General features: G+C 58.1%; 12 protein-coding genes. 3 read left to right on the top strand and 9 right to left on the bottom strand.

The features are described 5' to 3' along the window. Positions 1–395 precede the first annotated feature (395 nt). The gene (gene glsB, locus CFN46_RS02250) at positions 396–1,337 is read right to left on the bottom strand and encodes a glutaminase B (RefSeq protein ID WP_035158591.1); all 942 of its coding nucleotides are present in this window, start codon (positions 1,335–1,337) and stop codon (positions 396–398) included. A gap of 306 nt (positions 1,338–1,643) precedes the next feature. Between glsB and CFN46_RS02245 the strand changes: the two genes are divergently transcribed. After that, on the top strand, positions 1,644–1,853 hold the full coding sequence (locus CFN46_RS02245; protein ID WP_024950774.1) for a DUF2061 domain-containing protein: 210 nt from the start codon (positions 1,644–1,646) through the stop codon (positions 1,851–1,853). 63 nt (positions 1,854–1,916) lie between these two features. After that, positions 1,917–3,008 (top strand): amidohydrolase family protein, encoded by a 1,092-nt coding sequence (locus CFN46_RS02240; protein ID WP_246116413.1) that lies wholly within the window; start codon positions 1,917–1,919, stop codon positions 3,006–3,008. Positions 3,009–3,155: 147 nt separating this feature from the next. Here CFN46_RS02240 and purH read toward each other — a convergent pair whose 3' ends face one another. The 8 genes from purH to dsbD form a co-directional block, all read right to left on the bottom strand. Further along, positions 3,156–4,733, bottom strand: a complete 1,578-nt coding sequence (purH, locus tag CFN46_RS02235; protein ID WP_088742575.1) for a bifunctional phosphoribosylaminoimidazolecarboxamide formyltransferase/IMP cyclohydrolase — start codon at positions 4,731–4,733, stop codon at positions 3,156–3,158. A 62-nt stretch (positions 4,734–4,795) separates the two neighbouring features. Next, positions 4,796–5,041: a DNA-binding transcriptional regulator Fis gene (fis, locus tag CFN46_RS02230; RefSeq protein ID WP_225348107.1), complete on the bottom strand. Its 246-nt coding sequence runs from the start codon at positions 5,039–5,041 to the stop codon at positions 4,796–4,798. A 47-nt stretch (positions 5,042–5,088) separates the two neighbouring features. After that, positions 5,089–6,123, bottom strand: a complete 1,035-nt coding sequence (dusB, locus tag CFN46_RS02225) for a tRNA dihydrouridine synthase DusB (protein WP_088742574.1) — start codon at positions 6,121–6,123, stop codon at positions 5,089–5,091. Between the two features lie 121 nt (positions 6,124–6,244). Further along, positions 6,245–7,159 (bottom strand): 50S ribosomal protein L11 methyltransferase, encoded by a 915-nt coding sequence (prmA, locus tag CFN46_RS02220; RefSeq protein WP_024950778.1) that lies wholly within the window; start codon positions 7,157–7,159, stop codon positions 6,245–6,247. Positions 7,160–7,292: 133 nt separating this feature from the next. Next, positions 7,293–8,633, bottom strand: coding sequence for an acetyl-CoA carboxylase biotin carboxylase subunit (gene accC, locus CFN46_RS02215; RefSeq protein ID WP_024950779.1), 1,341 nt, complete (start codon positions 8,631–8,633; stop codon positions 7,293–7,295). 19 nt (positions 8,634–8,652) lie between these two features. Further along, a complete protein-coding gene (accB, locus tag CFN46_RS02210; protein WP_024950780.1) occupies positions 8,653–9,117 on the bottom strand; it encodes an acetyl-CoA carboxylase biotin carboxyl carrier protein in 465 nt (154 codons plus the stop codon). A 160-nt stretch (positions 9,118–9,277) separates the two neighbouring features. Then, positions 9,278–9,721, bottom strand: a complete 444-nt coding sequence (aroQ, locus tag CFN46_RS02205) for a type II 3-dehydroquinate dehydratase (protein WP_024950781.1) — start codon at positions 9,719–9,721, stop codon at positions 9,278–9,280. A gap of 302 nt (positions 9,722–10,023) precedes the next feature. Beyond that, positions 10,024–12,030 carry a protein-disulfide reductase DsbD gene (gene dsbD / locus CFN46_RS02200; protein ID WP_254918379.1) on the bottom strand — a complete coding sequence of 669 codons (2,007 nt, stop codon included), beginning with the start codon at positions 12,028–12,030 and terminating at the stop codon, positions 10,024–10,026. 378 nt (positions 12,031–12,408) lie between these two features. Between dsbD and CFN46_RS02195 the strand changes: the two genes are divergently transcribed. Beyond that, on the top strand, positions 12,409–13,512 hold the full coding sequence (locus CFN46_RS02195; protein ID WP_024950784.1) for a DUF2333 family protein: 1,104 nt from the start codon (positions 12,409–12,411) through the stop codon (positions 13,510–13,512). Positions 13,513–13,613 lie beyond the last annotated feature (101 nt).

The following is a 13,613-nucleotide window of genomic DNA, read 5'->3' as shown; positions in this document are numbered from 1 at the left end:
GCATCTGGTCTGTATTTTGTGATCACTGCTGAATTGATGCATCACATCAGTAAGGCAGAATCGCAAACGAAGCGCCCGCTCGAGGAGACTCGAGCGGGCGCTTTCACTTTAATGGGTTCTCGTTGCTTTAGAGGACTTGGCAATCAGTTGTGCTCTAACGCGTGGTATCCCTATGGCTGAGGCAAAAGCTCAGCACTTTTACTGGTCAGTGACGGTAATCTCTTGATGAGCTTGTCGGCATTCACTTACTTGTGAATGTTCTTAAGTAAACTACAGTGAATAAGCGGGACCTGTGGTGATAGTCTTCACGGATTGAAGACAGGGCGAGTAGCGTGGCGGACGCGGCTCGCCCTTTTTGTTGGCTGTCTTTTGTGCCCTGTCGCCTGTCGCCGTGCTCAGCCAAGAGGAGAGAGCCCCATCCCTGCCACCAGTCCTTCCAGTGCATGACGACCGGCAATCGAGTTGCCATAGCCGTCCAGGCGCGGCGACCACACGCAGATGCTCATCTGCCCCGGTAGAATCGCGATGATCCCGCCGCCGACGCCGCTCTTGCCCGGCAGGCCCACCCGCCAGGCGAAGTCGCCCGCTGCGTCATATAGCCCGCAGGTCAGCAGCAGTGCGTTGATCTGACGTGTCTCCAGCGTCGTGACCACTTGCTTGCCATCCAGTGGATTGACGCCACGGTTGGCGAGGAAGGCGAAGCTACGTGCCAACTCCACACAGTCCATCTCCACCGAGCAACTGTGAAAATAAGTATCCAGCACATCATCCACATCAGCATGGACATTGCCGTAGGCCTGCATCAGATAGGCCAGTGAGGCATTGCGTGCCTTGTGGTCCATCTCCGAGCGAGCGACCTTCTCGTCAAAGCCGATGTCATCACTGCCGGAAAGCCGTCTGAGCTGCTCACGCAGAGTGTTCTGGATCGAGACGATGCGTGACACCAGCAGGTCGGTGATCACCAGCGCACCTGCATTGATGAAGGGATTGCGCGGTATACCGTTCTCCACCTCCAGCTGCATGATCGAATTGAAGGCCTGACCGGAAGGCTCACGGCCCACGCGTGTCCAGATTTCATCGGATTCAAGGCGCTGCATCGCCAGTACCAGCGCATGCACCTTGGAGATGGACTGTATCGAGAAGCGTGTCCGAGCGTTACCTGCGTACTGGACGCTACCGTCTACATGGCACACAGCGATACCAAATTGATCCGGATCTACCTTTGCCAGCGCCGGAATGTAGTCGGCCACCTTGCCTTCATTGAAACAGCGAGCGGCATCTTCGGTCAGGCGTTCAAGCAGTGTCTGGAGGGTAGCGGAGTCAATATGCGGCGTCATGGCGACCTTGCAGGAACAAAAGGAGAAAAGAAGAAAAGAAGTTAAAGCTGCTAGTCAGCACCGGTTAACCGACTGGCAGTGCATTCTAGCGGATCTGTGCTCGACTGGCGCGCGTGGATCAGAGCAGGCGTCGGGAAGGGCGATAGCCAAGGCTTATCGATAACGTAGGGTAAAGTGATTTCATAATGCAGATGAGACTCACTATCATTAATTTCATCGAAGCAGCACCACTCAGTACCACGCTGCTTCCCACGTATTCATTTTGTATTTCCTTGCAGAATATTGATGGCCCGGAGGGCTGCCGACATGACCAAGACACTGACCTTTGCCAGCATGCACTTCACCATCGCTTTCGGCGTGACCTACCTGCTGACTGGCGATATCGTGGTCGGAGGACTGGTCGCTATCGTCGAACCGGCCGTCAATACCGTGGCCTTCTTCTTCCACGAAAAGGTCTGGAATCGTGTCGCCGCACGTCGCGAGCAGCTCGGCAGTGAAGGCGTAATGGCAGGCTAAGTGCGCTTGCGCAATAGCCGGTAGGCACCGCAGAATCATGGGTCCTGTCTGCCGGAGTTCTTCATGTCACTGTTTATTGCTTCACCTGCGCGTTTGATGCTCGCCTACCGCCTGCCACGATCGTTATTGATCGGTGGCCTGGCGTTGGCTACCAGCCTTGTAGTCGGCGTGGCGCAAGGTGCGGATGGAAATCCCGAAGCGACGACGCGAGATTATCATTACAGCGATGCTCACCTACATTTCGTCGATTTCTTCCAGCATGGCGATGGTCTGGGGGATTTATTGGATGCAATGGACACGGCACACGTCGATCATGCACTGATCACCGGGATTGGCGTCGCCAAGAAGTGGCAGCAAGATGCCCCCAAGAAGCCGCGCTACTACATGGGCGATGATGCGCCGGTGTACTGGTATTCTGGCACTGATTACATCCTTGCCGAAGCGCTGACCCGTGCGCCCAAACCGGTGCAGGCACGCTTCTCGCCCTTCATCACTGGCTTCAATCCCACTGACCTGAACGCGGCTGACGAAATTCGTCAGTTGATGGCGATCTATCCCGGTTTCTGGAAGGGCATTGGTGAAGTCTTCACGCGTCATGATGATCTGACGCGCTTGACCGATGGCGAGACGCCGCGCGCCAATCATTCAGCCTTGATGAAGGTCTACGCATTGGCAGCCGAAAAAGGCCTGCCGGTATTGGTGCATTCCAATATCACCAGTAAGCGCGAAGGGCATGAGCCGCTATACCTCAATGAATTCGAGAGCGCGGTGCGTGATAACCCCAAAACCACCTTTATCTGGGCGCACGCCGGCACCAGTGCCGAGTTGACGCGACGGCTGGGGCGTATCGAATGGCTGTACGACGAAGTGGAACGCATGCTGGAGACGTACCCGAATCTGAACATCGATCTATCGTGGTCAGTGCTAGAGCCTTACCTGCTGGATGATAATGGCCAGCCGCGTTCGCGCTGGGTGAAGCTGGTTGAACGCTTCCCCGAGCGTTTCGTGCTGGGCAGTGATGTGGTGGGGCGCTTCGGCTCAGTGGGCGATATCCTGTCAAGCTATACGCCATTCCTCGATGCACTGTCACCGGCTACGGCACGCAATGTGGCGCGTGACAACTTCCTGCGCTGGGTCAACGTCCCGCTCGATTGAGCAGTAGTGCCTTCATGAGTAAGAAAAAGCCCCCGTCAGCGAGTCGCTGACGGGGGCTTTTGATTGAGCGCGGGATGCCATGTGCTAGACACTGCGTTCAGTCATGTCACTACTGCCCATCAATGATGCGTGTTCAATGACGCGCCCTTAATGACGGAAGTGACGCATGCCGGTGAAGACCATGGCGATGCCGGCTTCGTTGGCCGCGTCGATGACTTCCTGGTCACGCATGGACCCACCCGGCTGGATGACGGCTGTGATGCCTGCTGCTGCAGCGGCATCGATACCATCGCGGAACGGGAAGAACGCATCGGACGCCATCACTGAACCCGGCACGACAAGTCCTTCATCAGCGGCCTTGATGCCGGCGATCTTGGCGGAATAGACACGGCTCATCTGGCCCGCGCCCACGCCAATGGTCTGGCCATCCTTGATGTAGACGATGGCATTGGACTTGACGAACTTGGCGACTTTCCAAGCGAAGGTCAGGTCGTTGAGTTCCTGCTCGCTCGGGGCGCGCTCGGTGACGACCTTGAGTTCATCACGGCCGACCATGCCATGATCGCGGTCCTGCACCAGCAGGCCGCCCGTCACACGCTTGAAGTCATGGCCGCCGGCACGTTCGATTTCCCACGCATCAGCGACGTTCAGCAGGCGCACATTGGCCTTGGTCGCGATGATGGCAGCGGCTTCTTCGCTGATTCCCGGAGCGATGATCACCTCGACGAACTGACGTGAGACGATGGCCTGCGCGGTCTCGGCATCCAGCGGCACGTTGAAGGCGATGATGCCGCCGAAGGCGCTGGTCGGGTCGGTCTGGAAGGCGCGCTCGTAGGCGGCCAGTGCAGACTCACCGATGGCGACGCCACACGGGTTGGCGTGCTTGACGATGACACAGGCCGTCTCATCAAATGCCTTGACGCATTCGAAGGCGGCATCGGTGTCAGCGACGTTGTTGTAGGACAGTGCCTTGCCCTGTACCTGCACGGCAGTCGCGACGCTGGCTTCACGCGCATCATCCTCGACGTAGAAAGCCGCCTGCTGATGCGGGTTCTCGCCGTAACGCATGTCCTGCTTCTTGGTCAGGCTGACGTTGTATTGACGCGGCAGCCCTTCGCTGCCCCCTTCGACACGCTGGCCCAGCCAGTTGGCGATGGCACCATCGTAGGCAGCGGTATGCTCGAAGGCGGCCACGGCCAGATCAAAGCGCGCGGCGTCGCTGACGGCGTTGTCGTTGGCATCCATCTCGGCGATTACGCGGTCATAATCGGCTGCGTTGACCACGATGGTGGTATGCGCGTGGTTCTTGGCGCAGGAACGCACCATGGTCGGACCGCCGATATCGATATTCTCGATGGCATCTTCAAGCGAACAGTCCGGATTGGCCACGGTGGCGGCGAACGGGTACAGATTGACGATGACCATATCGATGGGATCGATGCCATGCTCGGCCATCACTGCATCGTCCTGACCGCGTCGGCCAAGAATGCCACCGTGAATCTTCGGATGCAGCGTCTTGACCCGGCCATCCATCATTTCCGGGAAGCCGGTATGCTCGGACACTTCGGTGACATTGAGACCGTTGTCCTTGAGCAGGCGGAAAGTACCGCCGGTGGACAGAAGGGCGACACCGCGGGCGTCGAGGGCACGGGCGAATTCGACAATGCCTGTCTTGTCGGAAACACTCAGGAGGGCGCGACGGATGGCTTGGGGCTTGGCTTGCATGATGCTCCACTCGTGGATCAACAAAAAGACGCCGGGGCACCTGTGAAGGTGCCCCGGCGGGATTAGATCAGATCAAACTGCTTGAGCTTCTTGCGCAGTGTGCCTCGATTGAGGCCCAGCATGTCGGCGGCGCGGGTCTGGTTGCCCTGAGCGTGGGCCATCACCGCTTCCAGTAGTGGCGCCTCGACCTCGGCCATCACCATGGCATGCAGGTCGGTAACCTGTTCGCCATCCAGGTGGGCAAAGTAGCGCGCCATGGAATGCTCGACGGCCTCGCGCAGGGTCTGATGGTGCCGTACAGGCGTCATCAGGGTGGCCTGGCTTTCGTCGTCCGGTGAGAGGGGGTGCCTGCTGGTCATGCTGCGTGACTTCCTTGCGTCTCGGTGCGGGCGATGCCTTCCGGCTCGCCGAACAGGCGGGTCAGGAACTGGCGCTGATCATCTGGCTCCTCGAGAGGGTTGAAGTGGCGTTTGAGCTCACTGCCATCCTCGCGTGTCGCCAGATACCAGCCCACATGTTTGCGCGCGATGCGCACGCCCATGTAGTCACCATAGAATTCGTACAGAGCCTCGAGGTGGGTGCGCATCACGTGAGCACGCTCCGCATCACTCGGGCCACAGGCTACCTGGCCAGTGGCCAGATAGTGATTGATCTCGCGGAAAATCCAGGGATTTCCTTGTGCGGCGCGACCGATCATCACGGCGTCCGCCCCCGTATAGTCAAGCACATGACGGGCTTTCTCGCCGCTGTCGATATCGCCATTGGCGAAGATGGGAATCGATACCGCGGCCTTTACAGCAGCAATGGTGTCGTATTCGGCTTCGCCGGTATATTTCTGCTGACGAGTACGACCGTGGATGGAAAGCGCCTGAATGCCGGCGCTTTCGGCCATGCGCGCGATGATCAGCGCGTTGCGTGTGTCGTCACACCAGCCGGTGCGCATCTTCAGCGTCACGGGGATGTCGACGGCACGAACTACCGCGTCGAGAATTTCACCGACCAGCCGCTCATCACGCATCAACGCGGAACCGGCGGCCTTGTTGCAGACCTTCTTGGCCGGACACCCCATGTTGATATCGATGATCTCAGCGCCCATTTCGGCGTTGAGAGCGGCCGCCTCGGCCAGCATCTCGGCATCGCCTCCGGCGATTTGTACCGCGCGCGGACCGGGCTCACCGGCATGGTTCATGCGCGTACGTGACTTGACCGTATTCCACAGGCGCTTGTCGCTCGTGACCATCTCGGACACCACCAACCCAGCGCCCAGTTCACGGCAGCGCTGCCGGAATGGACGATCGGTGACACCCGCCATCGGGGCAAGAATCACGCGATTGGGAAGCTGATGCATACCGATGCAGGGCAGGTCGGTATGAAGAGAAGTCTCTGTCATGGTGCTCGTGTCTGATGGGCATGAGGGCTAGCGCGGGGGCGTCATGATACCTAGAGCGCCGCGGGGTTTGAAGGCCTATTTCATCCTGATGCATTCCCCGCAGCGATTGAGGGCTGGCTAATCAGGTCATTTGCGGGCGCTGACCGTTGAGGCGCACCCAGCCGTCACGTTCTACCGGCTCATCCATGATCAGGCCTGCCTCGCGGTAGGCTTCCAGCACGCCGGCTGCTTGCGGTGCCAGAATGCCGGACAGTGCCAGCAGGCCACCCGGTGCGATGTTGGCCACGATCTGTGGAGCCAGTTCGACCAGCGGGCCGGCCAGAATGTTGGCGACCACGATCTGGTAGTCAGTGTCTGGCAGGCGGTCCGGGTAGCAGAGCGTCAACTGATCACTGACAGCATTGCGCAAGGCATTGTCACGTGAGGCCTGCAGTGCCTGAGGGTCAATATCAGTACCAAGTGCCTGTACCGCACCGAGTTTGAGTGCTGCGATGGCCAGAATGCCGGAGCCGCAGCCGAAATCGAGCACGCTGTGTCGGGCGAGCTTACCGTCAACGGCCAGGCCGTCGAGCCATTCCAGGCACAATGCCGTGGTCGGATGGGTACCGGTGCCAAAGGCAAGGCCCGGATCCAGCATCAGATTGACGGCGTCCTGCTCGGGCGCCTCGTGCCAGCTGGGCACGATCCACAGTCGCTGGCCCATGCGCAGTGGCTCGAAGCCGTCCATCCACTCGCGCGTCCAGTCACGGTCTTCAAGGATTTCGACCTCGATTTCGGGGCAGGGCTCGCCGGGGATCAATGCCGCCCAGCCAGCGCGTACTCGTTCACGCATGGCTTCGATGCCTTCAGTACCGTCCCATAAGCCAGTAAGGACGGTTTCACTCCACAGTGGCGTACTGCCGAGGTCAGGCTCGAACAACGGCTGGTCTTCGGCGTCCTGCAGGGTGATGGCGCAAGCGCCTTCCTCAAGCAGCAGATGCTCGAGAATTTCAGCATGATCCGGAACGATACGGGACTTGAGTTGCAGCCAGGACATGGTGACTCCTGTAGAAAACGGTATGAGAAGAGGGGGATAGAGACGACAGAAGGGCGGCCGAGGCCACCCTTCTGTTACGTCTGCCTGCAGATGCATATCCACTACGCACCTGCAGGCATCAGCCAGGCATGGATTACAGGCCCAGCTTCTTCTCCAGATAATGGATGTTGACGCCACCTTTCTGGAAGGCGCTGTCACGCACCAAGTCCTTGTGCAGATCAGTGTTGGTCTTGATGCCTTCCACCAGCAGTTCATCGAGAGCAATACGCATACGCGTCAATGCGATCTCGCGGCTTTCGCCCCAGGTGATCAGCTTGCCGATCAGAGAGTCATAATGCGGCGGAACGGTATAGCCAGAGTACAGATGCGAGTCCATGCGTACGCCCAAGCCGCCCGGCGCATGATAGAGCTCGACCTTGCCCGGAGACGGCATGAAGGTGCGCGAGTCCTCGGCATTGATGCGGCACTCGAAGGAGTGACCACGTAGCTTGATATCTTCTTGGCGCACGGACAGTGGCAGACCAGAAGCGATGCGTAGCTGTTCCTTGACGATATCGATACCGGTGACCATCTCGGTGACCGGATGCTCCACCTGAACACGCGTGTTCATTTCGATGAAGTAGAAACCACCATCTTCGTACAGGAACTCGAAGGTGCCGGCGCCACGATAGTTGATTTCAATGCAGGCATCGGTACAGGACTTGAGCACCTTGGCGCGGGCTTCTTCGTCGAGTAGCGGAGCCGGTGCTTCCTCCAGTACCTTCTGGTGACGGCGCTGCAGAGAGCAATCACGGTCATACAGATGGACAGCATGACCTTGGCCATCGGCCAGTACCTGAACTTCGACGTGGCGCGGGTTCTGGAGGAACTTCTCCATGTACACCGTGCCATCGCCAAAGGCAGCGGCTGCTTCACCGATGGTGATGCTGACAGAGGACAGCAGGCTGGCCTTGGAGTGTACGACGCGCATGCCGCGACCACCGCCGCCAGCCGCGGCCTTGATGATCACCGGATAACCGATGCGCTCAGCGATGGCATAAAGTTCATCTTCATCTTCTGACAGCGGACCGTCAGAGCCCGGTACGGTAGGTACACCCGCGAGCTTCATAGCCTCAATGGCAGCAACCTTGTCACCCATCATGCGTATGGTTTCAGGGCGCGGGCCAATGAAGGCGAAGCCGGAGCGTTCCACCTGTTCGGCGAAGTTGGCATTTTCTGACAGGAAGCCGTAGCCCGGGTGAATGGCGTCGGCATCCGTCACCTCGGCTGCTGCGATCAGCGCCGGGATGTGCAGATAGGATTTGGCAGAGGAGGCAGGGCCGATGCATACGGCTTCATCTGCCAGGCGAACGTGCATCAGGTCGCGGTCGGCCTTGGAGTGCACCGCTACCGTCTTGATGCCCAATTCCTTGCAGGCGCGAAGGATGCGAAGGGCGATCTCACCGCGGTTGGCAATCAGTACCTTGTCGAGCATGGTGACGTGTCCGTTGGGATCAGGAAATGACGATCATGGGCTGGTCGAATTCGACAGGTTCGCCGTCTTCGATAAGAATCGCTTCAACAACGCCATCCTTGTCGGCTTCGATCTGGTTCATCATCTTCATGGCTTCGACGATGCAAACGGTATCGCCTTTCTTGACGCTTTGGCCGACTTCAATGAAGGACTTGGAGCCCGGTGCCGGAGAGCGATAGAAGGAGCCGACCATCGGTGAGTTGATGGTATGGCCCTGCGGCGCAGCCGGTGCTGCCGGAGTCTCGATGTCCCCGGTAGCCGGAGCGGCCTGCTGTTGCTGCATCGGCTGCTGCATCATCATCGGGGCCTGCATCATCGGCTGCTGGGCAAAGCCCTGCGGATGGCGGCTGATACGGACGGATTCTTCGCCTTCCTGGATCTCGATTTCGCTGATGTTCGACTCTTCGAGCAACTCGATCAGCTTCTTGACCTTGCGGATATCCATGAAATTAATCCCGATATAAAAGTGGCTGGAAAAAGTAAGTGCAGTCGTACTGCATTCGTTTTTGCAAAGGCTGCGGGCGACAGCCCTGATGGCTGTCCCGGCCGTGAAACTGACCGGTGAATCTGTCTGTCAGGCCGAAAGGAGGCCTGATGGCGATGTGTTAGCCGCTGGCTAGATCATTCAGGGCTGCTTCAAGCGCCATGTCATAACTATGAGCTCCAAAGCCCATGATGACGCCACGTGCCACATCGGAAAAATACGAATGATGGCGGAACGCCTCGCGAGCATGAGTATTGGAAAGGTGCAGCTCAATAAAAGGGAGTGCGACACCCAGCAGGGCATCGCGCAGCGCTACGCTGGTATGGGTAAAGGCCGCCGGATTGATCAGGATAATGGCGGTACCGTCCTCGCGGGCAGCATGGACTCGCTCGACAAGTACATGCTCGGCATTGGACTGCAACCAGTCCAGCTGATGGCCTGCTTCGCTGGCACGCAGACTGAGACGCACTCGGATATCGTCCAAAGTGGTCGTGCCATACACCTCAGGTTCACGGGTGCCCAGCAGATTCAGATTGGGGCCGTTGAGTACCAGGATGTGTGCCATGAAAGTCCCTTCTGTCAGCAGATACCGAGTCGTAAGCTCGTTGAGCTGTTAACCCTAGAGGAAAGTGCAAAGATACCGTCACTATCCGCGACGTTTACCTATTGAGCCTAGGCTGTTGCCGCAGTGACGCGGATTCTGCCGAAATTCTCGAACGCTGTCCAGTTTGGCACCGAACCTGATTTTTTGCCGCTTTCCGTTCATCTGTTGAGGCACGGATGAAGTATCTGTGCATGCAACAAGAGCTTGGCCCGCCACCGTACGCACGGTGGCGGGCGGCAATCGCAGATGAAGTGTGATGCGAATCACTTGCTACGTTGCTGACGGAGGACTTTATCCAGATGCAGGCCTAGCTGTTCGGTATTCACTTCACCTTGAATACGGGCTTCACGCAGTTCCTGGTTATCGGCAAAGAACAGCAGACTCGGTGGACCGAAAAGACCGAAGGACTTGAGCAGAGCCTGGGTCTCTTCACCAGTGCCGGTAACATCGGCGCGGATCAAGTGAAACTGACGCAGCTGACTGGCAACCTTGGGGAAGACTTCGCGCTCCATGACCTTGCAGGAGATGCACCAATCAGCATAGTAGTCGACAAAGACCGGCTGGCCGCGGCTAGCGGCCAGTGACAGCTCGCGACTGAGTGCATCCATGTCGGTCACGGTAGTGAAATCAAGTGCCTCGCTTTGCGTGTTATCGCCGGATGACGTACCGCCGGTGAACGGAAGCAGCGGGCGGAGTGGGTCTGTCGCGCCACCGGCTACGCCGAGCAGACTAATCATTCCCCAGCCCAGTGCGATCAGTCCGATTGCCTGGCGGGCGCGGCTCCAGCCCTGCGTGGTGCTCGAGAGCGCTCCGAGTGCTACTCCAGTGCCAATCGCGAGTGCCGCCCAGCCGAGCAGGGTCAGCGATGCCGGCAGCAGTCGCTCTATCAACCATAACGCGACACCCAGCAGGAGCAGACCGAAGGCCTGCTTGATGCCATTCATCCAGCTGCCAGCCTTGGGTAGCAGACTGGCACCAAAAGTACCGACCAGTATCAGTGGGATGCCCATGCCAAGCCCGAGCGCGAACAGGGCCAGTCCACCCTTGAGCGCATCACCACTGGCTGAAAGGTAGACCAGTGCACCCGCAAGAGGTGCCGAGACGCATGGTGAAACCACCAGTACTGACAATGCCCCCGCGAGGGCCAGTCCACCAGGGCCTGCGCTCATCAGGCGTGACTGCAAGCCATCGAGACGTGAGTGCAGGCTGCCGGGCAGGCGCAGGTTGAAGGCGCCGAACATGGCGAGAGCAAAGACGACGAACAGTGCCGCGAAGGGAATCAGTACTGCCGGTGCCTGTAGATGGGCTTGCAGGTTGAGACCCGCGCCAAACAGTCCCATCAGCGTGCCAGCGGCGGCGTAGGTCAGCGCCATGCCGAGTGCGTAGCTTGAGGACAGTAGCAGGGCTCGCGGACGGCTGGGGCGCTGGCCGACGATGATCGAGCTGAGAATCGGAATCATCGGCAATACACAGGGCGTGAAGGTCAGTCCAAGTCCTGCAAGGAAGAACAGTCCCAATGCCGTAAGAAGGCTTGCATCGATAAACAATGCGCTGAAACCTGCATCAGTACTGGTCGCCGTCGTCGGTGACGCAGTTTGGCTCTTGGCCTTGTCGCTATCTACGCCGGACTTGCCATCAGGTATGTTGGCAGTGGAAGTCGGCACCAGATCAGCAAACTGGGCCGGTGCGCTTTGCTCTCCTGCTTCGAGTGTCACGGTTTCCGGTGGATAGCAGAGCCCTGCATCGGCACAGCCCTGGAAGGTCAGCGATAGAGATACCGGGCCATTGGCAGGTCGCTCTTCGCGCAGTCCTTTAGGGGAGCCCTTGAGAGGAATGCGAATGACCAATGGGTCATGAAAGACTCGTACTTCGCCCATATACGGGTCTTGCTTGAATTCTCCCGACGGAATGTCTGCCTTGCCTAGCGCTATATCGACATCGCTGCTGGAGAAAGAAAACTGGTGTCGGTACAGATAGTAGCCATCTGCACTCGTGAAGCCGACATAGAGATTGCTGCCTTCTCGCCAGGCGCGTGGAGTGAAGGCTTCTCCGACCGGCAGGAATTCGCTGTTGCTGTTACCGCTGCCAAAAAGCCCGGTAGATGACGATGCACCGGAAGAAGAGGAGTCATTGCCGAACAAACCCGCATGGACGGGTGTCGATGTGCTCAGTACGGCGAAGGTCAGCAGCAGGGCGACAACAGTCGCCGCGAGTCGGCGCAGTAATGATGGACTGAGCGGAGCGCAGCTTTCTAAAAACGGACGAAGCACAAAAGCATCCTTTTACAGTGCCGGAGGCCGCTGCGGTGGTCTATCGTGGGATAGTGTCAGCAGCGAGAGAGCGTCAGCGGCGAATAGCGCCTATTGAAAGATAGCGTCAGCGCCGAGTGATGCCGACCATGATCACCGAAGGTGACTTGCACGCAGATGAATATGCCTTTATGTCAACGTCATCATCTTCGTGTATCTGGTCTACCTCGCTGAGTGCGACTGGTACACGCAGGGACGCATGATAGGATAGGACGTACGTCATGAGTACCGGCGATAGATGCATCACGGATACCGACATCTGCTTCAGGTCTTATCGCACGTCTTTTTACTCGTATTTACACAAGGCCTTGCTACAAGGCTTTCTACAAGGAAAAACGCATGGCCCTATTCGGTAAAGGCAGCAAGAGCAGCGCAGGTCGCGACGTGCTGGAAACGCCTCAGTATGGCTGGATCTGGAAACCCTTGGTCGGCCTGTTCATCATTTACCTGCTGGTATGCGTCGGTCTTGGCATTTATTGGAGCACTGAACCGGACGAGTTCAATGTTGATCAAGCCACCCGCACTGAATTGGCGCGTGTGCATGGTCTTGCCGTACCTGAAGCCAGTGTTGATGGTGAATCCGTTGCACCTGCCTTCGAAACTCTGCCGACGGGTACCGCAACGGTCGCCACGTTGATGAAGCTCAATGACACTTTGCTGCACAAGCCGGGTGGTTATCTGAAGAACGACATTGCACCGCCCGGGTTATGGCTCGATAACATGCCCAACTGGGAATATGGCGTGCTGGTACAGATACGCGACATGACGCGCGAGATGCGCAAGGAATTCAGTCGCTCTCAGTCCCAGTCCAGCGATGACAAGGCGCTTGGCAAGGCTGAATCACTGCTGTTCATCGATGCCAATGCCTGGATGTTGCCGAAAGCTGAGAGCGAGTACGCCGATGCCAATCGCCAGCTGGGGGATTACCTCAAGCGTCTGAGCGATGATACCCAGAACAACGGCCAGTTCTATGCGCGTGCCGATAATCTGGTGGCATGGCTGTCTGATGTCGAGAATCGTCTTGGCTCGCTATCGCAGCGTCTCTCTGCCAGCGTTGGCAAGTCCCAGCTCAATCTGAGCCTGGCCGGTGACAAGAATGCTACGTCGGCCAAGAACACGGAAACGGAAGAAGAGATCAAGACGCCGTGGCTCGAGATCGATGATGTCTTCTATCAGGCACGTGGTACCTCCTGGGCACTGATTCATCTGCTCAAGGCAGTGCGTCATGACTTCCATGGTGTATTGGAAGACAAGAATGCGCTGACCTCGATTGATCAGATTATCCGCGAGCTGGAGTCTACTCAGACGGACATCGGTAGCCCGGTCATTCTCAATGGTTCCGGCTTCGGTTTCTTTGCCAACCACTCGTTGGTCATGGCCAACTACGTCGCGCGTGCCAACTCTGCCATCAGCGACCTGCGTAGCCTGCTTGAGAATGGCTGATCGCCAAGCGTCGCTAGCGGTGAGTCAGGTTGAGCGGCTGTGATGTAGCCTAGGTAGAACCAAAAAAGCCCCCGTCAATGACGGGGGCTTTTTACGACTAG

Source organism: Cobetia sp. QF-1, assembly GCF_002213105.1.
GTDB classification, from domain to species: domain Bacteria; phylum Pseudomonadota; class Gammaproteobacteria; order Pseudomonadales; family Halomonadaceae; genus Cobetia; species Cobetia crustatorum.
This window is presented reverse-complemented; position numbering and strand designations above follow the sequence as displayed.